Raw genomic sequence first — 19,859 nt, 5'->3', positions numbered from 1 at the left:
ACTTCGAAGCTGACCACCGGACAGGAGTGGCTGGTTGATGCGAGCGGCTGCTCGCCTGGATTGCTCAAGGACGCGGCGGCGTTGGCGGCGCTCTTCGAGGAGCTCCTCGTCCTGCTCGACTTGAAGGTCGTGGGCCAGCCGCAGTGGCATGTATTCCCCGAGCCCGGTGGCATCACCGGACTGACGCTGCTTGCGGAGAGTCACCTGGCCATCCACACCTTCCCCGAGCATGGCTTCGCCGCGCTCAATGTCTACTGCTGCCGCCCCAGGACGCGCCCCGACTTCGAGTCGCTGTTGGCGCGTCACCTGAAGGCGGCCTCCTGCGAGGTGCGGGAGCTGAAGCGGGGGGTGATGGCGTGAGTCAGGGGAGGTGTCCGTCGTGCGGCGCGGATGTGGAGTTCACCGCCGGTTCGGCGCAGGTGGTGGTGTGTGGCCACTGCCAGACGGTGGTGGCTCGCAAGGGCGCTGACTTCGAGGCGCACGGGAAGATTGGCCGCGTCGTCGTCACTGACTCGCCGCTCCAACTGGGCGCGGAGGGTCGCTACGCGCGCACGGCGTTCCAGGTCGTGGGCCACCTCCAGAAGGACCATGGCGCGGGCCCGTGGGACGAATGGTACGTGGAGTTCTCCGACGGCCGCACCGCGTGGGTGAGCGAGTCCGAGGGCGCCTTCCACCTGCTGCTGGAAGCGGGCGTGGAAGAGGGCGTGTCGCTGTCGGACCTGCACCCCGGTGAGCGGCTGCGCCTGCGCAACCGCGTCTGGGTGGTGGAGGAGCGCGGCCACGGCAAGGTGGTGGCCGCCGAGGGGCAGCTCCCCAGCGACGTGGACCCCACGCAGGACTCCTATTACGTCGACGCCACCGGCTCCAAGGGCGCCTTCGTCACGCTCGACTTCGGCACGCGGAACAAGGACCCGGAAGTCTTCATCGGCGAGCGGCTCAAGCTGGAGCAGCTCGGGATTCCCGTCGACCAGCTCCGCCCGCGTGCCCGCCGCAAGGTGGACCTCCAGCAGGCGCGCTGCACCGAGTGCAACGGCCCCCTGGAGCTGCGGGCCCCGGACAAGTCCCTGCGCGTGGGCTGCCCGTTCTGCGGCGCGCTCCTGGACGTCAGCAAGGGCAAGCTGTCCTTCCTGCGGCTCCTGGAGAAGCCGGACCACGCGCCCATCATCCCCCTGGGGGCGAAGGGCACGCTGAAGAACACCGAGTGGATGTGCATCGGCTTCCTGGTGCGCTCCTGCACCGTGGAGGGCGTGCGCTACCCGTGGGAAGAGTACCTGCTCTTCCACAAGTCCAAGGGCTTCGTCTGGTTGATGCTCTCCAACGGCCACTGGGTGTTCCTGGAGCCGCTGGCGGCCGGTGACGTGGAGCTGTCGCCCCTGTCGTCCGCGTACTTCGAGGGCCGCCGCTACAAGGCCTTCCAGAACGTCCACGCCGTCACGGAGAACGTGCAGGGCGAGTTCTACTGGGAGGTGACGGCGGGCGAGTACGCCGAGGCCGCCGAGTACGTGTCCCCGCCGTACTCCATCAACGTGGACGCCACCGAGGACGAGGTGACGTACACGTATGGCGAGTACCTGCAGCCCGAGGTGGTGAAGGAGGCGTTCAAGCTGAAGGAGGTGGGGCCGACGTACGGCATCCTCCCCAGCCAGCCCAATCCCTACGCGGCGGGCATGCGCTCCACCATGCTGTGGTCCTTCCTCTGGCTTCTGGGGTTGCTGGTGCTGTCGGGCATCTTCTCCGTGAACTCGAGGGAAGAGGTGGTGCTCCAGGAGAACGTGACGGTGCCCGCGGACGCGGCCTCTGGGACGCCCGCCGCGATGAAGTTCAGCGCGCCCTTCGAGCTGACCAAGCGCGGCAACATGAAGGTGGAGGTCGCCGCGGGCCTCAGCAACGCCTGGATGGGCGTGCAGGGCGACCTGGTGAACCAGGAGACGGGTGACGTGGTGAGCTTCTACCAGGAGCTCAGCTACTACCAGGGCAACGACAGCGACGGCTTCTGGAGCGAGGGCAGCCCGAGCGACAGCCTGTACCTGTCCGCGCTTCCTGCGGGCAAGTATGTGCTGCGCACCACGGCGGCCTTCGACGCGTCACCCCGGCCGAGCGTGCGCAACTACAGCGTGAAGCTGGTGCACGACACGCCCAATGGCACCTGGCTCTGCGTGGCGCTGGTGCTGATGCTGCTGGCGCCGGTGTTCGCCTTCGTCCGCTCCCACGGCTTCGAGACGCGCCGGTGGGCGGACAGCAACCTGACGGAATAGACGCGCATGGCACGACACGGAGGCGCGGCATGAAGTGGTTCGGTGGACTGGTGCTGCTGGGTTACACGGCCATGATGATGTCCGGGTGGTCGCCCTTCACCAGTGAGGAGAGGGACCGTGTGCCGGGCAACGTGCGCCGAGGCCCGGGTGGCATCCTGTTGTGGACCGGTGGTTTTCAGGGAGGGAAGTGATGCTGTTACTCGGCGTCGTCGTGAGCTGGCAGGGTGTGCTGGCGAGCGTCATCTATTCGCTCATTGGCCTGGCGGTGTTCGTGGCGGGCTTCTTCGTCATCCGCCTCATCATGCCGTTCGACGTGCACAAGGAGCTGGAGGTCGACCAGAACACGGCGGTCGGCATCGTCATCGGCTCCTTCATCCTCGGCCTGTCCATCATCGTGGCCGCGGCCATCGGTGGTTGAGGGGCGGGGACTCCCGCTCGAAGAAGAAGTGAAGTGACGACGTGAACAAGACGCTGCTGTACATCACCGTCATCGTCATCGCGACGTGCGGGCTCGTCTACGAGCTCGTCGTCGGGGCGCTCGCCAGCTACCTGCTGGGTGATTCGATTACCCAGTTCTCCACCGTCATCGGTGGCTACCTCTTCGCGATGGGCATCGGCAGCTACCTGTCGCGCTACATCGACAAGGGGGTGGCGCAGCGGTTCGTGGAGGTGGAGCTGGCGGTGGCGCTCCTGGGCGGGCTGTGCGCGCCGGTGCTGTTCCTCACCTTCACGCTGACGGACCTGTTCCAGGTGGCGCTGTACGGCAGCGTCATCATCATCGGCACGCTGGTGGGGCTGGAGATTCCCCTCCTGCTGCGCATCCTCAAGGACCAGCTCAAGTTCAAGGACCTGGTCAGCCAGGTGCTGTCGCTCGACTACCTGGGCGCGCTCGCCGCCAGCGTCGCCTTCCCGCTGCTCCTGGTGCCGAAGCTGGGGCTGGTGCGCACCTCGCTCCTGTTCGGCATCCTGAACGCGGCGGTGGGCTTGTGGAGCACGTGGCTGCTCGCGCCGCTGTTGGGCAACCCGCTGCGCCTGCGCGTCAAGGCGGTGCTGCTCACGGTGCTGCTGGTGGTGGGCTTCGTGCTCGGAGACCGGCTCACGACGTTCTACGAGGACCAGCTCTACGCGGACGACGTGGTGCACGCGTCCAGCTCCCCCTACCAGCGCATCATCCTCACGCGTGGCAAGCGGGGCTTCTCGCTGTTCCTCAACGGCAACCTCCAGTTCGCCAGCGTGGACGAGTACCGCTACCACGAGTCCCTCGTGCACCCGGCCATGGTGCGCGCGGGAAGAATCGAGCACGTGCTCATCCTGGGCGGTGGCGACGGGCTCGCCGCGCGCGAGGTGCTGCGCTACCCGGAGGTCCGCTCCGTCACGCTGGTGGACCTGGACCCGGCGATTACCGGCCTGGCCATGGGCTACGGCGAACTGGCGAAGCTCAACGGGAACGCGCTGACGGATGCGCGCATGCGCGTCGTCAACGCGGACGCCATGCAGTTCCTGATGGAGGGAGACCAGCGCTACGACGTGGTGATTGTGGACTTCCCGGACCCGAACAACTTCGCGCTGGGCAAGCTGTACACCACGGGCTTCTACAAGCTCCTGAAGAAGCGGGTGGCGCAGGACGGGGTGGCGGTGGTGCAGAGCACCAGCCCCCTGTTCGCCCGGCGCTCCTTCTGGTGCGTGGAGACGACGCTGAAGGCCGCGGGCTTCTGGACGCAGCCGTACCACGCGCTGGTGCCTTCGTTCGGCGAGTGGGGCTACGTGCTGGTGTCCCACGAGGCCCCCGGCCACCACCGGCCGCTGCCGGAGGGCCTGCGCTTCCTGGACCTGCCCACGCTGGAGTCGCTGACGCTGTTCCCTCCGGACATGAGCCCCCTGCCCGTGGAGGTGAACCGGCTGAACAACCAGGTGCTGGTGCACTACTACGAGGAGGAGTGGCGGCGGTGGAACTGACGCGGCGAGAGCTGGTCGCCGCGTTCCTCGGCTCGGCGGTGGCGAGCGGGTGCAAGCGCGAGCAGCCCCGGGCCCCCATTCCGGGCGCTGTCGTCGACCGCGCGGTGGAGGTGGGGCACCGGCTGCGCGGAGGGCCGCTGCCTCGCGCGGAGACGCTCGAAACGGTGGACGTGCTGGTGGTGGGCGCGGGCGTGGCGGGCCTGTCCGCCGCGTGGCGGCTGGCGGGCGCGGGCGTGAAGGACGTGCGCGTGGTGGAGCTGGAGTCGGAGGCCGGGGGCACGTCGCGCTCCGGGCGCAACTCCGTGTCCGCCTTCCCCTGGGGCGCGCACTACCTGCCGGCGCCGCTGGAGGACAGGGGCCCGGTGGTGCGGCTGCTTCGCGAGATGGGCGCGGTGTCCGGCGTGGACGCGCAGGGCCTGCCGACCTTCGAGGAGACGCTGCTCATCCAGGAGCCGGAGGAGCGCCACTTCTACCGGGGCCACTGGTACGACGGGCTCTACCTGCGCGTGGGCGCGACGGCGGAGGACCTGGTGGAGCTGGAGCGCTTCGATGCGCGGATGAATGCCTTCGCCGCCGCCCGGGACGCGAAGGGACGCAAGGCGTTCGCGGTGCCGACGGCGCGCTCCAGCGACGACGCCGAATGGACGGCGCTGGACACGCTGAGCATGGCGGCCTGGCTTGCGCGCGAGGGCTTCCGCTCCACGCGGCTGAAGTGGCTGGTGGACTACGCGTGCCGCGACGACTACGGCGCCACGTCCGAGCACATCTCCGCGTGGGCCGGTATCTGGTACTTCGCCGCGCGCCAGGACGGACAGGGCGAGCGCAGCGAGGGCTTCCTGAGCTGGCCCGAGGGCAATGGCCGGCTGGTGCACCAACTGCTCTCCGCGCTGCCTCCCCGCGCGGTGGAGCGCGACGTGCTGGTGCACACGGTGGAGCCGGGCGAGCAGGGCTGCCGGGTGGACGCGCTGGATGCTCGCACGGGCAAGCCTCGCTCCTTCCAGGCGCGACAGGTGGTGCTCGCGTGCCCGCGCTTCCTCGCGGCGCACCTGGTGGCGCCGTGGCGGACAGCGCGGCCGGCGTGGCTGGATGCCTTCACCTACGCGCCGTGGGTGGTGGCCAACCTGACGCTGTCGTCGCCGCCGGTGTCGAGAGGCTTCCCGCTGGCCTGGGACAACGTGTTCCAGGAGAGCAACAGCCTGGGCTACGTGGTGGCCACGCATCAGCGCCTGCGGCAGGACGAGAACGGCCCCACGGTGCTCACGTGGTACCTGCCCATGGCCGGCGCGGACGTGAAGGCCGAGCGCACCAAGGCGCTCTCCGCCAGCTACGCGGACTGGGAAGCGCTCGTCATGGCGGACATGCGTCCCGCGCACCCGGGCATCGCCCAGCAGGCGCAGCGCCTGGAGGTGCAGCGCTGGGGCCACGCCATGGTGCGGCCGACGCCGGGCTTCATGTGGGGACCGGAGCGCCGGGCCGCGCAGGAGAGCGTGGGGCGCCATCTGCACTTCGCGCACACGGACCTGGGTGGGCTGGCCCTCTTCGAGGAAGCCAACTGGTTCGGAGTGAAGGCCGCGGAGCGCGTCCTGGCAGAGCTGGGGCAGGCTTCCGCGAGCTGGCTCTAGCCTCCCTCCTTCCGCGAGGTGCCAGGGGCTGGCGGGCCGGGCCTTGCCTGCTCGGGTCCGTCCCGGGGGCAGCGGTCAGTGTCCGGGGGTGTGCCCATTTCTGACCCTCGGGGTCGGGACGTGTCCGTCTGGAACATCCGAGGACGCGCGACGGTGGCCCCACGGGCACGACTTCGCGGAGGCACACCATGTCGCTCAAGGAATACAAACCCGGCAGCACCTTCCCTGGCACCATCGGCCGGACATGGGAGCAGTCGTCTCCGGCGTGGCCCCAACCGCTGCGCGCGAAGGCGGGCGCACCCAACGTCCTCTTCATCGTCCTGGACGACACGGGCTTCGGGCACCTGGGCTGCTATGGCTCGCCCATCCGCACGCCGAACCTGGACAAGCTGGCGAAGGGCGGCTTGCTCTACAGCAACATGCACACCACCGCGCTGTGTTCGCCCACGCGCTCGTGCATCCTCACCGGCCGCAACCACCACTCCAACGGCATGGCCACCATCACCGAGGTCTCCCTCGGCTACCCGGGCTACAACGGCACCATCCCCTTCGAGAACGGCTTCCTCTCGGAGATGCTGTCGAAACAGGGTTACAACACGTATGCGGTGGGCAAGTGGCACCTGACGCCCACGGAGCAGACGAGCGCGGCGGGGCCCTATGACCGCTGGCCGCTGGGTCGTGGCTTCGAGCGGTTCTACGGCTTCCTCGGCGGCGACACGCACCAGTACTACCCGGACCTGGTCCACGACAACCACCCGGTGCTGCCACACAAGACTCCCGAGGAGGGCTACCACCTCACCGAGGACCTGGTGGACCGCGCCGTGGACTTCATCGCGGACTCCAAGCAGGTGGCGCCGGACAAGCCGTTCTTCATGTACTTCTGCACGGGCGCGATGCACGCCCCGCATCACGTCCCCAAGGAGTGGGTGGACAAGTACAAGGGCCAGTTCGACGACGGCTGGGACGAGTTCCGGAAGAAGGTGTTCCAGCGTCAGCTCAAGCTCGGCGTCATCCCTCCCGGCACGAAGCTGTCCCGACATGACCCGGACGTGGCGGAGTGGGACAGCCTGCCGCCCGAGGAGAAGCGCCTCTATGCGCGGATGATGGAGGTCTTCGCGGGCTACCTGGAGCACACGGACCATCACATCGGCCGGCTGCTGAAGTCCCTGGAGGAGAGCGGTGAGCTGGACAACACGCTCATCATGGTCATCTCCGACAACGGCGCGAGCGCCGAGGGCGGGCCCCATGGCTCCGTCAACGAGCTGAAGTTCTTCAACAACACGCCGGAGTCGCTGGAGCAGAACATCGCGGCCATGGACGACCTGGGTGGGCCCAAGTACTTCAATCACTACTCGTGGGGCTGGGCGTGGGCCGGGGATACGCCGTTCCGCCGGTGGAAGCGCGAGGTGTACCGGGGCGGCACGACGGACCCGTTCATCGTCCACTGGCCCAAGGGCATCCGCGCGCGGGGCGAGGTCCGCACGCAGTACTGCCACGCCATCGACATGGTGCCCACGGTGCTGGACTGCCTGGGCGTGGAGCCGCCCCAGGACATCCGGGGTGTCACGCAGTCGCCCATCGAGGGTGTCAGCTTCCGCCACTCCTTCGACGACGCGCGCGCGGAGAGCCACCACCACACGCAGTACTTCGAGATGTTCACCAGCCGCGCCATCTACCATGACGGCTGGCGGGCGGTGTGCCCCTTCCCCGGGCCGTCCTTCACGGAGGCGGGCGAGGCGTTCGGCGAGTCGGCCATCACCGAGGAGCGGCTGCGCAAGCTCGACGCGGAGGGGTGGGAGCTGTACCACGTGGCGGAGGACTGCTCGGAGACGAAGAACCTCGCGCAAGAAGAGCGGGGCAAGCTCATCGAGATGATTGCCCTCTGGTACGTGGAGGCGGGCCGCTACAAGGTCCTCCCGCTCGCGGCGCTGGACCGCGCGGTGTTCGCCGCGGAGCGTCCGCAAATCACCAAGGACCGCAAGCGCTACGTCTACCGGCCGCACACCTCACCCGCGCCGGAGAACGTGGCGGTGCATGTGCTCAACCGGCCGCACTCCATCACCGCGAAGGTGGACGTGGATGGAGACGCGGAGGGCGTGCTGCTCAGCCACGGCGGGATTACGGGCGGCTACACCTTCTTCATCCAGGACCGGAAGCTGCACTACGTCTACAACTTCGTGGGCGAGCGGGAGTTCCACATCGAGTCGGCGATGGAGATACCCGCCGGCCGCACGGAGCTGCGCTTCGAGTTCGAGCCCACGGGTGAGCCGGACCTCGACGCCGGCAAGGGCGCTCCGGGACGCGGCAAGCTCTTCATCGACGGGGACCTGGTCGCCCAGAGCGACATCTCCTCGACGATGCCGCTGCTCATCAGCCTGGGTGAGGGGCTGACGTGCGGGCGGGATGACAACTCGTCGGTGAGCACGATGTACCGCCCACCCTTCACGTTCCGGGGCGGCACGTTGCGCGAGGTGGTCGTGGACGTATCCGGTGAGCACCTCCACGACGAGCAGAAGGAGCGCAAGACGGTGATGGCTCGGCAGTAGGGGGAGGCGACACGTCGTCGCCTGATGGGGCCCGGCCTCTTCCCAGCGCTTCAGGGAGGCCGGGCCCTCTTTTCTTCAGAGCACCGGGGTGGGCGGGTCGAAGCCCAGCAGGATTCCGCCGGTGAGCTCCAGCGTGGGCCGGGCCACCATGGCGTGCTGGGTGAGGGTGTGGACGTCGCGGAAGCAGCGCTGGAGCGCGCTGGTGTGGAACACGGCGGGGCCGCCCGCGGCCTCGTACATCCGGTCCACCGCGCGCGCGGAGCTTCGCGTGGCATGTGTCATGGCCAGGCGCAGGTCGGCCCTGCCACGCACGGAGACGGGGCCTCGGGTGGCTTCGTCATGGAGGGCGTGAATCGTCTCCAGCAGAAAGGCGCGGGACGCGCGCACCTCGGCCTCCGCTTCGGCGACGGCCTCCTGCACGGCGGGCCGCGCGGCCAGCAGCCTGCGCTCCACCACCACCGTCTTCTGTCGGGCCAGCGCGGTCAGCTCATTGATGGCGCGCCGGGCGATGCCCAGGGCCACGGCGGGGATGCCCAGGCCCAAGAGGCCGAAGGGAAAGCCATACAGCGGGCGCGCGACGTGGGGCGGCGCGAAGAACGAGAAGCCGTGGTCGTCCGGGACGAAGAGGTCCTTCACCTCCATGTCGCCGCTGCCGGTGCCGCACAGGCCGGAGGCGAACCACGTGTCGTGGAGCGTGACGTCCCTGGCGGGGAGGAAGAACAGGCGCGTCTCCGGCACTCCCTCGCGCACCATGCGCGGCTTGCCGCCCTCGGTGACGAGCGCGCCGCCCACGAGCCAGTGACAGTGCTGGCTTCCGCTGGCCCAGGCCCATCGGCCGGTGAGGCGGTGGCCACCCTCGACACGCTCGGCGCGGCCCAGGGGCGCGGCCACGCCTCCGGTGATGATGTCCGGCGCGGAGAAGATGGCGCGGCCCACGGGCTCCGGGAGCCACGCCGCCGTCAGCGCGGTGGCGGAGCCAATCATCGCGCACCAGCCGGTGGCGCCGTCCGCGCGCGAGAGGGCCTCGATGACCTGGAAGGAGAGCGCGGGGTGGAGCTCCAGCCCACCGTACGTCTCCGGAATCATCATCCGGAAGATGCCGGCGCGAGTCAGCTCCGCGACGAGGTCCTCGGGCAGCCGGCGCGCGGTCTCGATTTCGGCGGAGCGCGCGGACAGGCGCGGCGCGAGCTCCACGGCGGTGGCGAGCAGGGGATGGGCGGGGAGTGGGAAGGAACTCGTCATGGCCGACAGCCTAGGAAGTCCTGACTCCTGGTTGCCAGCGGGGAGGTGGAAGGAAGATGGTGGGGCGCCTCGAACCCGGAGCCGCCGATGAGCACCCTCCCGAGCCGTCAAGTCGTCCTCGCGCGCCACATCCCCGGACTGCCCGAGCCGGAGCACTTCCGCGTGGAGCGCGTGGACGTGGGCGAGCCGCGGGACGGAGAGCTGCGGGTGAGGACGCTGTTCGCGTCCGTGGACCCGGGCACGCTGGCCCGGTTGGGGGGCGTGGACTCGTACGCACCGGCCCTCGAATTGGGTGAGGTCATCGGCAGTGCGACGGTGGGCGAGGTGCTGGCGTCCCGTGACACGCGCTACGCCGTGGGCGACGTGGTGGTGGGAGGCTGGGGCTGGCGGGAGCACGCGGTGGTGAGCGCGCGGGGACTTCGCAAGGTGGACCCTGGACCGGAGTCCGCCTCGGCGGAGCTGGGCGTGCTCGGCATTCCCGGGCTGACGGCGTACTTCGGCATCTTGGAGCTGGGGCGTCCCCAGGCTGGGGAGACGGTGCTGGTGTCCTCCGCCGCGGGCGCGGTGGGCTCCATCTCGGGACAAATCGCGAAGCGTCAGGGCGCTCGCGTGGTGGGCATCGCGGGCGGCCCGGAGAAGTGTCGCTGGGTGGTGGAGGCGCTGGGCTTCGACGCCTGCCTCGACTACCGCGCGGAGAAGGACCTGGCCGCCGCCATCCGACGGGAGTGTCCCCAGGGCGTGGGTGTGTACCTGGACAACGTGGGCGGCTCCACGCTGGACGCGGCGCTCACGTGCATGGCGCTGAAGGGCCGCGTGGTGGTGTCGGGGCTCGTCGCGGACTACGGCGTTCCGCCGGAGGCTCGCGCGGGGTTGAAGAACACGCCGTTCCTCATCATCCAGCGGCTGCGCATGGAGGGCTTCGTGGTGTTCGACTACGCCGCGCGCTTCGGTGAGGCGCGGGCGGCGCTGCGTGCGTGGCTCCAGGACGGCTCGCTCCGTCACCGCGAGCACATCGTGGAGGGACTGGAGTCCGCGCCCGCCGTGTTCGCCGGCCTGTTCCGGGGCGAGAACTTCGGCCGCGCGGTGGTGCGCGTCTCTTGATGCGAAGTCAGTCTCCTCCAGGATGGGTGGTGTAGTGCATCCGCCCGTCGGGAAGTGTCTCCGTCCGCGGCGAGGGCTCGGAGTCCACCGCGATGACGATGATGTCCTGGCGTTGTCCCAGCGCGACCAGCTCACTGGGCGAAGGCTCCACCGGACGCGAGCGCCCACCCACGCCCTCGGGGAAGAAGAGCGCGTAGTCACTCTCGAGATAGAGGACGGGGACGCGGGTGCCCTGGGCTTCCGCGTCGGTGGGGACGAAGACGTGCACGGTGTTCGACAGGGACTCCCAGCGCGGTCCGCACGAGGTGAGCAGGGCGAGCAGCAGCGGAAGCATCCATGAACGCATGACGGTCCTCCTGGCCTCGGCGGGGGCGCCGGGCGCGATTGGCTTCATGAGGCCCGCGACTCGCGGGCACTGAAAGGTCGTGCTTCAGGCGCGCGCGCTGGACTCAGCCGCGCCGCGTGGCGCTCCGGCCGAGAGACTTCCAGCCGGAGCGCCCAGGTCCTGTCGTTGCTTCAGGTCGGCGGCGCGACGTCGCAGCGCCCCGAGGCCCTTTGGGAGAGGTCCTCCGCCACGGTGCGCAGCAGCGTGCCCGTCAGGGCGGAGCGGTCTGTTTCTCCCGTCCCCTCCGTCCGCGAGAGCCAGGAGGCCATGCGCCCCAGACTGGCCGCCGTCACCACATTCAGCTTCACCTCCACCTGGACGATGAGGCGCTCACCGTCCTCGGGGCGCGCCTCCAGCGTCCAGGCAACGCGGTCCAGCTCCAGCGTGGCGGGCCCTTCCGGGAGCGGCCTTCCATCCAGCATGTAGCCCTCACGGGTGAAGGCAATCACCTGGGTGAGCCTGGCGCCGTCCACCCGGGTGTTGAACCAGAGCGCGCGGCGCTTCCACAGCGTCAGCTCCACCTCCAGCTTCCCCGCCATGCCCAGCCGCACCAGCCGGTCCAGCTCCGCCGAGAGGAAGGAGAAGGCCTCCGAGCGGGCCAGCACGCGCCGCCCGGAGAGGGTGGCGGTGCAGGTGACGCGCGGTTCCTCCGCCCAGGCCCCGGGCGCGAACAGTGCCGCCGCGGCCACCAGGGCCGCGCCGAGCGTGCGTCTTGTCCGTGTCCCCATTCGTTTCATGGGCCTCAGAAAGTCCGCACGAAGAACAGGCGGGCCTCGGGCGTGGCCGTGGCCTTCTCGTCCGTGCGCCACGCGACATCCACGCGCACGTCGTCGCTGAAGTGGAACGTCCCACCGACGCCCAGCCGCGCGTCCTGCCACTCACCGGCACCGCGCACCGTGCCCAGGTCCGCGAAGACGCCGAAGGAATGCCACCGGTACTCGGCCGTCCCCAGCACCGACACGTCGCCCTTGAACTCCTTGAAGCCAAAGCCTCGCAGCGCGCTCCAGCCACCCAGCGCCTCACGCTTCTGCTCGGGGAGGTTGTCGCCGCCCGCGCCGCGCAGCCGCAGCCGCAGGCCCGTCTCCCAGCCCGTGGGCACCACCATCGTCACGTCACCCAGGAGCTTCCAGAAGCGCTCGTCCGGACCCGTCGCGGCGGGACCCTCGCCCACCTCCAGCGTGACGAACCCGTGCAGGAACGGGCTGCGTCCCCAGTCCTTGTCCACGTGGAAGAGGGGCGTCTCCGGCGTGCGGAACAGCGAGCCCACCTTCGCGTTGCGAGGGCTGCCGCTGGCGTACTCCAGCCGGGCGATGACGGACTGGAAGCGGCCCTCGTCCACCGGTGCGTTGGGGAAGGGAGGCGAGTCGCGGCGGAACAGCGAGAGCGGCGGGGTGAAGCTGCGCAGCGTCTCGTAGCGGTCGGAGCGGTACTCGACGCCCGCGAGCCAGTCCTCGGACCAGCGGAAGGTCGCGAACGCCGCCACACCCTTGCGGCGGAAGTAGTCGCGGTCCGGCCGGTTGATGAGGGCCGAATAGATGGACGAGTCGATGTCGCTCATCCGCCACCGGTCCAGCGTGTCCGTGAAGTCGTGCGCCTGTCCGCCCAGCTCCGCGAGCCCCACCGCCGGAACCTCCACGCGCGCTCCGCCCAGCAGGTTGAGTTCGCGCTGCCGCTTCGTGCCCTCGGGGTCATCCGGCAGGCGCTGCCCACCCCAGCGAAGGGGGATGAAGGCGGCGGCGTCCAGCGTGGTGTGGAGGCGGTCCTTCGAATCCCAGATGCGCAGCGAGCCCGCCAGGCCCGGAGCGAACCCCGTCACCTGCGTGTGGATGGGCAGCAGATCCAGGTCCAGGTCCGGGCGACGCGTGCGCACGTGCACCACGAGGCGCCGTCCCTCCAGCGTGATTCCCTCGCCATCGTGGCCATGCCGCCAGGACTCGAACAGCTCGCCCCAGCTCAGGTCGAACTCGACCTGCTCACGGCGACGGCGCTCCCTGCGCTTCTGCTCCTCCGTCCGGTAGTGGCGCACGCCGTCGGCCGCGCGCTCCTCGACGATGCGCGCATCGCGTCGGCGCGCGGCTTCGTCGGAGTCCGTGTCCACGCTCGACGCTTGCAGGAAGGGAAGGCGCGACTCCAGTCGCTCCATGGCGCGGCGCGCGTCGCTGCGGAGGAAGACGTCTCCGGCCTTCAGGTCCAGCGCCTCGCGCACCCGGTCCGCGACAGGGCCGTCCACGCCCACCACGTCCACGCCCTCCAGGCGGCCCTCGTCCACGATGATGGTGAGCTGGCCGTTCGGCGTCAGCGTGCCGGACAGGCTCGCGAGCATGTAGCCGTCGCCGCGCAAGTCTCGCAGCGCGCGTTGCAGCGCGGCCGACACCCCTCCGAGGACGAGACCGGGGCGGTACTCCTCGCGCTCCATCCGGGCCAGCCACTCACGAGGCGGACGCTGCGGCGGGCACGGAGTGCTGACGACGGTCAGCGTCCCACGCGCGCCATTCACGCGCAGGGTGGCGGTGAACTCCTCATCCTCGTCTTCGTCCTCATCGGGGAAGCGGCGCGGGAGACGGAAGACCTCCTCGAGGATTTCGGCGCGCCGCAGGTCCTGGAGTCCTTCCACTTCCACCGATGTGACGATGGGGTTCTCTTCCAGATGCACTTCCAGGACGACGGGCCCCTGCTCGGGGAGACGCAGGCGCGGCTCGACACGGGCGAACAGGCCGGTGTGCGCCAGGCGGCGCAGCATCCGCTGGAGGTCGCGGGTCTGAAGGGGCGCACCAGGCTCGGTGGACGGCGAGCCGATGAAGGCGCGCACCTGGTCCTCCGTCAGCCGCTTGAGGCCATGCAGTTCGACGCGCTCCGGCGTGAGCGCGCGGCCATCCACGTTGAGCTCCAGCGGATGGAGGATGGCGAGGTCTTCCACCTCTTCGTCGAGGTAGTCCTCGTCGCACTTCTCCTTCTCGCGCCTGCGCTCGCGCTCGCGCCGGTCCGCTGCCCGCTCGTTGCGCGACTCCGTTCGAGCCGCTGCCCGGGCGTCCTCTTCCTCCTCCTCGCGCTCGTCCGCCGCCTGCTCGTTGCGAGCCTCGGTCCGAGCGTCCTCTTCGCGCCGACTCGCCGCCCGCTCGTTCCGGGCTTCGGCTCGCGAGTCTTCCTCCTCCTCGCTCCGCCAGCGCTCCGACCGCTTGTTGCGAGTCTCGTCCCGTGTCTCCTCCTCGCGCGCGGGCGAGGTCTTCGTGCCCTGGGGGAGCGGAAGGGGCAGGCCGTGCTCCTCCTCGGCGGGGGCCACGGGAGCCACGGGGGTGGGGGGCGCGCCGACAACGCGGGTCGGGTCGGGCACGCCCGCGTCGGGCACGGGCTGCGCACCGGCGAGGAGGGAGACGAAGCAGAAGAGAAGCGCGAAGCGGTTCATGCGCATGGGACAGAGCACGCTGCGTTCCAGCCGCCGCGTCGGGGCAAGTGCTTGAAAGGACGAGAGCCGTCCAGCCGTGCCGATGTCATGGACACATCCTGATGTCGAATCGAGATGTGATACTGACATCGAGCCCGGCGATTGCCGCGAGCCACCGGGTCCCTTCGAAGTGGCACTCCGTGTCCGGGCGGCCCGTGCTGCTGGCGGGCTGGCCTCAGCTCAGTGAGGCGCCCCAGGGAGGCAACGCGGGCTCAGCCGGGCCAGGCGGCCTGGTTCTCGCTCCACCACTTCAGCCATCCCTGGCGATTCGCCTCCAGGTTGCCGACCACGCCGTCACCGAACGTGGTGACGCCGGTGATGCGTCGCAGCGCCGCGCCCCAGAAGACGCTGCCATCGCGATAGCGCTCGATGATGAGCGGCACCGCGGGCCGTCCCAGCGCGACGAGCGCGTCGAACGACGGATGGTCCAGGAACACGTAGGGGTTGGATGACTCCCGGTGTTCCTCGCAGTGCCGCTCCCACTCTTCGGCGAGGGAGTCGAAGCGGGCGACAGGCTCGCTCATGAGGCACTCACGGGGGACTGACGGGGACGCACGTAGACTCGCACGGGTTCACCATACGAAGGGCCGGTGAGGTCGTCAGCGCTGTTGTGCCGGATGAGCGGCTGGGTGCCAATCTTGCTCGTGAAGCGGCCCTGCTCGTCCATCAGCGCGCCGTGCGTCACCTCGAGGGGGCCGTTGCCCGTCATCGGCTTGCGCCCGTAGATGACCACCTTCTCCAGGCTGGGGTCGTTGCTCAGGTCCAACGAGTCCATCGGCTTGTAGCCCTGCGTCGCGTAGAGCTTGTCGAAGTCCTCCACGCGTGTGCCCGGCCACACCCACTCGTCGCGCTTGCCCACCGTCCACGCGATGCAGTTGTAGCGCTCCGACGCGGGGCCGATGCCCACGAACTTGTCCGCGCTCAGGTTGGGGAAGCTCTTGCTCTTGAGCAGCTCGTTCTTCCACCCTGGCTCGGCGTCGTCGCGCGTGACGCCGACGGGGAACTTGAAGTTCTGCCCGTTGGCCGAGTCCCACGTGGTGTTGTCGTCCGCCTTGCCCCGGAACCAGACCTGCACATCCGTCGCCTCGAAGGGCACGCGGACCGACGGCAGGAAGTCGCCGCCCGCGTTGCCGGCCTGCCCTGGCTGGAGGTCGAGCGGGAACTCCAGGGGCGGGCCGCCATTGAAGGACACGCAGGCGACGACGTCGGAGGGCGTCTTGCCGCCCGCGAGCGCCTTGAGGCGGTCCTGGTCATACGCGAGCTGGAGCTTGTCACCGGCGCGCAGCGTGCCGTCGACCTGCGTCTTGAAGTCCTCGGTGAAGGACACCGTCGCGCCCTCTTTCGAGGCGACCGACGCGTCGTTGCTCGGGTCCCACTGGTTGCTCACGCGCCCGTCGGCGCCCGTGGTGCGGAACGACAGGCGCACCAGACCCGTGGCGTCGGGAGGAAGGTCGAACGTGCCGGGCTGGATGTTCAGCCGGCCATTCGCATCGCGGCTGCCGTCGGTGAGGGGAATCGCCGTCTCCGTGCCTCCGGGGACCAGCCGCCACACCAGCTCCACCTTCTCGGTCTGCGATGAGAAGCGCGCCGGGTCCGCCGTCACCGTCAGCGGCTTGCCCGCCTCCGCGTGGAAGGACGGGCCTCTGCCCGGACCGGTGGGCAGGTTCACCTGTCCCTGGCCTTCGACGAAGGCGGTGGCCTTCCGACCGCCCTGCTCGAAGCGGGCCTCGTAGCCCGTGGCCTCGTGCAACTGGGGCTGGAGGTCGAGCGACTTCGCGCTCACGGCCGTCGTCGCGGCGGGTCCACTCAGGAGGGATGCACTGACGTGGGGGCGCGTGGCGCGGGACTCGAACTGGTCGACCTGCGAGTGGCCCTGGTTCGCCTTCTCGCCCGAGGGGCGGGCCGCTCGCTCACGCTCCGCGCTGATTCCAGGCTGGGTGGCGGGGACGAAGGTGGGGCGGCCGATGCGGTTCGACATGGGGCGGCTCTTCCTGAAGGGGCGACCTGGGGGTGGGTCTGGAGGGATTATCGCACCCAGGGCTTTCGGGGTTTCCTGCTCGCTGAGAATCGCGCGGGGAGTGTGGGTGTGGGTGACTCTGGAACCCGGCTTCACTCGGGCTTGTGGCAGGCTGCCGGGCCCTCTTCCAGCAAGGAGCTTCACCGTGAATCGCAGTGTTCCCACCCGGTTGGCCCTGGCGTGCGCGTTGCTGCTCATGCCCCTGGGCTGTGCGCATGTCGACCATGCGAGGGACGAGCAGGCCATCCGCCAGATGGTGGACGTGCAGACCCAGGCGTGGAACCGCCAGGACGCGGTGGTGTGGTCCCAGGACTTCGCGCCCGACGCGGACTTCATCAACATCGTCGGGACGCTGTACGAGGGCCAGCCGCAGATTCAGGAGCGCCACGCGGCCATCTTCCAGACGCTCTTCAAGGGCAGTCAGAGCAAGGTCACCATTCGTCGGGTCGCCTTCCCCGCGAGCGACGTGGCCGTGGTGGACACCACGCACGAGGTGACGGGGCATCAGGGCCTGCCTCCCGGCGTGCAGAACACGGAGCCAGGACTGCTGCGGACCCAGATGCGGTACGTGATGAATCGCGTGGGCGGCACGTGGCGCATCGTCGCGGCGCAGAACACCGACGTGAAGCCCCGGCCGTAGCGCGGGCAGGGTGTCGAGGCGCTCAGCTCACGGGGAGCCCGAGCGCCTTGATGCGTCGGTAGAGGTTGCCCCGGTCCACCTGCAACAGCCGCGCGGCCCCGGCGATGCTCTCGCCTTCGAGGAGCGCGGCGCGGATGAGGTCCCGCTCGAAGTCCTCCACGTGCTCGCGGTAGCTCTTCTCTCCGAGGCTGGGGCGCGCGGCTGTCGCGGGGGCCTGGGGCGCGGAGACGGACTCGGGGCCGAGCGTCAGCGGGCCGCCGCCTCGCAGCAGGTTGAGCCGCTCGATGACGTTGCGCAGCTCGCGCACGTTGCCCGGCCACGGGTACGCACGCAGCGCGGTCTCCGCGCCGGGAGCCAGCACCAGCGGGGCTTCCGGTCCTGCGAACTCGGCCGCGAAGGCGCGCGCCAGCGGGAGCAGGTCCTCGGGGCGCTCGCGCAGGGGAGGGATGTGCAGGGGCATGACGTTGAGGCGGAAGAAGAGGTCCTGACGGAAGCGGCTCTCCTTCACCGCGCGGGCAAGCTCCTGGTGTGTCGCCGCGAGGATGCGCGCGTCCACGGGCACGGGCACCGAGCCACCGAGTCGCTCCACTTCGCGCGTCTCCAGCACGCGTAAGAGCTTGGCCTGGAGCTCCAGCGGCATGTCTCCAATCTCGTCGAGGAGCAGCGTGCCGCCGTGGGCCTGCTCGATGCGCCCCGCGCGTCGACTCACGGCGCCGGAGAACGCGCCCTTCTCATGACCGAACAGCTCGCTCTCCAGCAGCGTGGCGGGAATCGCGGCGCAGTTGACGGCGACGAGCCGGCCCTTGCGTCCCGAGGCCAGGTGCAGCGCCCGCGCGACGCGCTCCTTGCCCGTGCCTGTCTCGCCGGTGATGAGCACCGCCGTGTCGCTGGGACCCACGCGTGTGATGAGCTGCCGCAAGGCCCCCATGGCGGGGCTGTCGCCCACGAGATGACCGGGGCGCGCGAGCGCATCCAGCAGTCGCTCGCGTTCCTCCTGGAGCGCGCCGAGCGCCAGGGCATTGCGCAGCGCCGTGACGAGTCGCTCGGGGGACGGCGGCTTCTCCACGAAGTCCGTGGCGCCAAGCTTCAGGGCCTGTGCGGCCTCTGATGGTGACGCCTCGCCCGACAGCACGACGACGGGCACGGGCAGCGGACGCGGCAGCCGCGCGAGGAACTCCAGGCCCGTCTCGCCCGGCATGCGCAGGTCGAGCAGCATCATCGCGGGGAGGCCCTCGGGGGCTTCGAGGACGCGGGTGGCCTCGGCGGCGGAGCGGGCCTCCACGGAGGTGAAGCCCTCGTCGCTCAAGAGGCCGCGCAGGGCCTTGAGGACGCCAGGGTCGTCGTCGACGACGAGGATTCGGGGGCCGGGCTTCATGTCGTGGGCACGGGGGACGAAGGAGGGAGGAGGGGCAGCTCCACGCGCGCGAGCGTACCGCCGCCGGGCGCGGGCTCCAGTCGGAGCGTGCCGCCATGTTCGTGGGTGATTTTCTGGGAGATGGGCAGCCCCAGCCCACTGCCTTCGGGCTTGGTGCTGAAGAGACCGCGCGTGAGGGCCGCTCCCTCCAGCACGGTGGGCACGCCGCTGCCACCATCGGTCACGGTGATGCGCACGGCGCTCTCCGTCGCGGGCTCCAGCGCGACACGGACGGGTGGCGCGCCTTCGGGGGAGGCCTCGGTGGCGTTCTTCACGAGGTTGCCGAACAGCCGGCGCAAGCCGTCCGGGTCCGCGCGCAGCGAGACATCTGGACCGGGCAGCAGCTCCACCGGCACGGGCGAGGTCTCCGCGTACAGCGCGCAGATTTCCGAGAGCAGCGGGCGCAGGGGCACGTCCTGGAAGCGCGGCGCGGGCAGGCGCGCGAAGGTGGAGAAGCTCTGCGTCATCCGCATCAGCAGATCCACTTCCTCCTGGAGCAGGGCGACGGACTCGGTGACGCGCGTGGCGTCAGAGGGCGAGCCTGTGTCCGCGCGAGACAGCCTTGCGAGCGAGAGCTTCATCGCGGTGAGCGGGTTCTTCAGCTCGTGGGCGAGTGAGCGGGCGACGTCCTGCCACGCGGCGATCTGCTCGGCGGACTTGAGCCGCTCGCGCTGGGCGACCAGTTCCTGGCCCATGCGGTTGAACTGGCCCAGGAGGAACTGGAGTTCGTCGCGAGGTGGGTCCGTGGCGGGCAGTCGCACGGAGAGGTCGCCTCGTGCATAGGCCCACATGCCCTCGGTGAGTGTCGTCACAGGGCGGGTCAGCGCACGGCCGAGCAGCACGGCGGCCACCGCCAGGACGCCGCCCGATACGAGGACGAGGAGGGTGATGAACGCGGGCACTCGCCGCACCAGGGCCCGACGTGTCAGCTCCGCCTGGGCCAGATGCAGCCGCGCTTCATCCAGGGAGCCGCGAGGCAGGCCCCGGCGCTCCAGGTCCAGGGACACGTCATCCAGCACTGCTTCCACGGGAGCCACGGAGACGGACAGCACCCGCTCCAGCGCGCCCTGGGCCACGATGCCCAGGAGCACGAGAGGGACGAGCCCCGCGAGCAGCATCACCGCCAGCAGCCGGCGACGGAAGCGAGGGGGCGGGGGAGTCGAGGACATGGCGGACGCGGGTGGGCTCACGGCAAGAGGGCGACAGGCGCACTACGCGGGACGCGCGCCGCGCGCCGCG

The 19,859-nt window shown here is 70.0% G+C and carries 17 protein-coding genes; 9 read left to right on the top strand and 8 right to left on the bottom strand.

The window, feature by feature from the left end:
• Nucleotides 1-60 precede the first annotated feature (60 nt).
• The 7 genes from speD to HUA75_RS25665 all read left to right on the top strand — a co-directional run bounded on the left by speD (nt 61) and on the right by HUA75_RS25665 (nt 8,379).
• Nucleotides 61-360, top strand: coding sequence for an S-adenosylmethionine decarboxylase (gene speD / locus HUA75_RS25695; RefSeq protein ID WP_246137686.1), 300 nt, complete (start codon nt 61-63; stop codon nt 358-360).
• The gene (locus HUA75_RS25690; protein ID WP_141647620.1) at nt 357-2,255 is read left to right on the top strand and encodes a DUF4178 domain-containing protein; all 1,899 of its coding nucleotides are present in this window, start codon (nt 357-359) and stop codon (nt 2,253-2,255) included. Before speD ends, HUA75_RS25690 begins: the two co-directional genes overlap by 4 nt.
• A 29-nt stretch (nt 2,256-2,284) precedes the next feature.
• The gene (locus HUA75_RS25685) at nt 2,285-2,446 is read left to right on the top strand and encodes a hypothetical protein (protein ID WP_174454657.1); all 162 of its coding nucleotides are present in this window, start codon (nt 2,285-2,287) and stop codon (nt 2,444-2,446) included.
• On the top strand, nt 2,446-2,673 hold the full coding sequence (locus HUA75_RS25680; protein WP_141647619.1) for a DUF350 domain-containing protein: 228 nt from the start codon (nt 2,446-2,448) through the stop codon (nt 2,671-2,673). Before HUA75_RS25685 ends, HUA75_RS25680 begins: the two co-directional genes overlap by 1 nt.
• A gap of 41 nt (nt 2,674-2,714) precedes the next feature.
• Nucleotides 2,715-4,211 carry a polyamine aminopropyltransferase gene (locus HUA75_RS25675; RefSeq protein WP_141647618.1) on the top strand — a complete coding sequence of 499 codons (1,497 nt, stop codon included), beginning with the start codon at nt 2,715-2,717 and terminating at the stop codon, nt 4,209-4,211.
• Entirely contained in the window at nt 4,202-5,833 is a 1,632-nt protein-coding gene (locus tag HUA75_RS25670; protein ID WP_174487848.1) for an FAD-dependent oxidoreductase, read from the top strand. Before HUA75_RS25675 ends, HUA75_RS25670 begins: the two co-directional genes overlap by 10 nt.
• 188 nt (nt 5,834-6,021) lie before the next feature.
• Complete coding sequence (locus HUA75_RS25665) at nt 6,022-8,379, top strand: arylsulfatase (protein WP_141647616.1); 2,358 nt, start codon at nt 6,022-6,024, stop codon at nt 8,377-8,379.
• Between the two features lie 75 nt (nt 8,380-8,454).
• Here the strand turns inward: HUA75_RS25665 and HUA75_RS25660 are convergent, their stop codons facing one another.
• Nucleotides 8,455-9,621, bottom strand: coding sequence for an acyl-CoA dehydrogenase family protein (locus HUA75_RS25660; protein ID WP_174487847.1), 1,167 nt, complete (start codon nt 9,619-9,621; stop codon nt 8,455-8,457).
• Nucleotides 9,622-9,708: 87 nt separating this feature from the next.
• Between HUA75_RS25660 and HUA75_RS25655 the strand changes: the two genes are divergently transcribed.
• The gene (locus tag HUA75_RS25655; protein ID WP_174487846.1) at nt 9,709-10,722 is read left to right on the top strand and encodes an NADP-dependent oxidoreductase; all 1,014 of its coding nucleotides are present in this window, start codon (nt 9,709-9,711) and stop codon (nt 10,720-10,722) included.
• Between the two features lie 7 nt (nt 10,723-10,729).
• Here HUA75_RS25655 and HUA75_RS25650 read toward each other — a convergent pair whose 3' ends face one another.
• The 5 genes from HUA75_RS25650 to HUA75_RS25630 form a co-directional block, all read right to left on the bottom strand.
• Nucleotides 10,730-11,068: a hypothetical protein gene (locus HUA75_RS25650; RefSeq protein WP_254627742.1), complete on the bottom strand. Its 339-nt coding sequence runs from the start codon at nt 11,066-11,068 to the stop codon at nt 10,730-10,732.
• Nucleotides 11,069-11,238: 170 nt separating this feature from the next.
• Nucleotides 11,239-11,835, bottom strand: coding sequence for a hypothetical protein (locus HUA75_RS25645; protein WP_254627741.1), 597 nt, complete (start codon nt 11,833-11,835; stop codon nt 11,239-11,241).
• Nucleotides 11,836-11,849: 14 nt separating this feature from the next.
• Complete coding sequence (locus HUA75_RS25640; protein WP_217446251.1) at nt 11,850-14,528, bottom strand: hypothetical protein; 2,679 nt, start codon at nt 14,526-14,528, stop codon at nt 11,850-11,852.
• 233 nt (nt 14,529-14,761) lie between these two features.
• Complete coding sequence (locus HUA75_RS25635) at nt 14,762-15,073, bottom strand: hypothetical protein (protein WP_174487843.1); 312 nt, start codon at nt 15,071-15,073, stop codon at nt 14,762-14,764.
• The gene (locus HUA75_RS25630) at nt 15,070-16,527 is read right to left on the bottom strand and encodes a DUF6209 family protein (RefSeq protein ID WP_174487842.1); all 1,458 of its coding nucleotides are present in this window, start codon (nt 16,525-16,527) and stop codon (nt 15,070-15,072) included. Before HUA75_RS25630 ends, HUA75_RS25635 begins: the two co-directional genes overlap by 4 nt.
• Before the next feature lie 184 nt (nt 16,528-16,711).
• Between HUA75_RS25630 and HUA75_RS25625 the strand changes: the two genes are divergently transcribed.
• Nucleotides 16,712-17,206 (top strand): SgcJ/EcaC family oxidoreductase, encoded by a 495-nt coding sequence (locus HUA75_RS25625; protein WP_371746186.1) that lies wholly within the window; start codon nt 16,712-16,714, stop codon nt 17,204-17,206.
• Between the two features lie 22 nt (nt 17,207-17,228).
• Here HUA75_RS25625 and HUA75_RS25620 read toward each other — a convergent pair whose 3' ends face one another.
• A complete protein-coding gene (locus HUA75_RS25620; protein ID WP_174487841.1) occupies nt 17,229-18,581 on the bottom strand; it encodes a sigma-54 dependent transcriptional regulator in 1,353 nt (450 codons plus the stop codon).
• Nucleotides 18,578-19,789 carry a PAS domain-containing sensor histidine kinase gene (locus HUA75_RS25615; RefSeq protein ID WP_174454668.1) on the bottom strand — a complete coding sequence of 404 codons (1,212 nt, stop codon included), beginning with the start codon at nt 19,787-19,789 and terminating at the stop codon, nt 18,578-18,580. The genes HUA75_RS25620 and HUA75_RS25615 overlap by 4 nt, the downstream gene beginning before the upstream one ends.
• Nucleotides 19,790-19,859: the final 70 nt, after the last annotated feature.

The organism is Myxococcus sp. CA040A (genome assembly GCF_013336725.1).
Taxonomy (GTDB): Bacteria; Myxococcota; Myxococcia; order Myxococcales; family Myxococcaceae; genus Myxococcus; species Myxococcus llanfairpwllgwyngyllgogerychwyrndrobwllllantysiliogogogochensis.
The sequence above is the reverse complement of the archived record's forward strand: the minus strand, read 5'-3'. Positions and strand labels throughout refer to the sequence as shown.

Bases quoted from the DNA above. Each gene is read 5' to 3' on its own strand.
- HUA75_RS25685 (WP_174454657.1), top strand. From the start codon at position 2,285: ATGAAGTGGTTCGGTGGACTGGTGCTGCTGGGTTACACGGCCATGATG.
- HUA75_RS25680 (WP_141647619.1), top strand. From the start codon at position 2,446: ATGCTGTTACTCGGCGTCGTCGTGAGCTGGCAGGGTGTGCTGGCGAGC.
- HUA75_RS25665 (WP_141647616.1), top strand. From the start codon at position 6,022: ATGTCGCTCAAGGAATACAAACCCGGCAGCACCTTCCCTGGCACCATC.
- HUA75_RS25660 (WP_174487847.1), bottom strand. From the start codon at position 9,621: ATGACGAGTTCCTTCCCACTCCCCGCCCATCCCCTGCTCGCCACCGCC.
- HUA75_RS25655 (WP_174487846.1), top strand. From the start codon at position 9,709: ATGAGCACCCTCCCGAGCCGTCAAGTCGTCCTCGCGCGCCACATCCCC.
- HUA75_RS25650 (WP_254627742.1), bottom strand. From the start codon at position 11,068: ATGCGTTCATGGATGCTTCCGCTGCTGCTCGCCCTGCTCACCTCGTGC.
- HUA75_RS25645 (WP_254627741.1), bottom strand. From the start codon at position 11,835: ATGGGGACACGGACAAGACGCACGCTCGGCGCGGCCCTGGTGGCCGCG.
- HUA75_RS25635 (WP_174487843.1), bottom strand. From the start codon at position 15,073: ATGAGCGAGCCTGTCGCCCGCTTCGACTCCCTCGCCGAAGAGTGGGAG.
- HUA75_RS25630 (WP_174487842.1), bottom strand. From the start codon at position 16,527: ATGTCGAACCGCATCGGCCGCCCCACCTTCGTCCCCGCCACCCAGCCT.
- HUA75_RS25620 (WP_174487841.1), bottom strand. From the start codon at position 18,581: ATGAAGCCCGGCCCCCGAATCCTCGTCGTCGACGACGACCCTGGCGTC.
- HUA75_RS25615 (WP_174454668.1), bottom strand. From the start codon at position 19,789: ATGTCCTCGACTCCCCCGCCCCCTCGCTTCCGTCGCCGGCTGCTGGCG.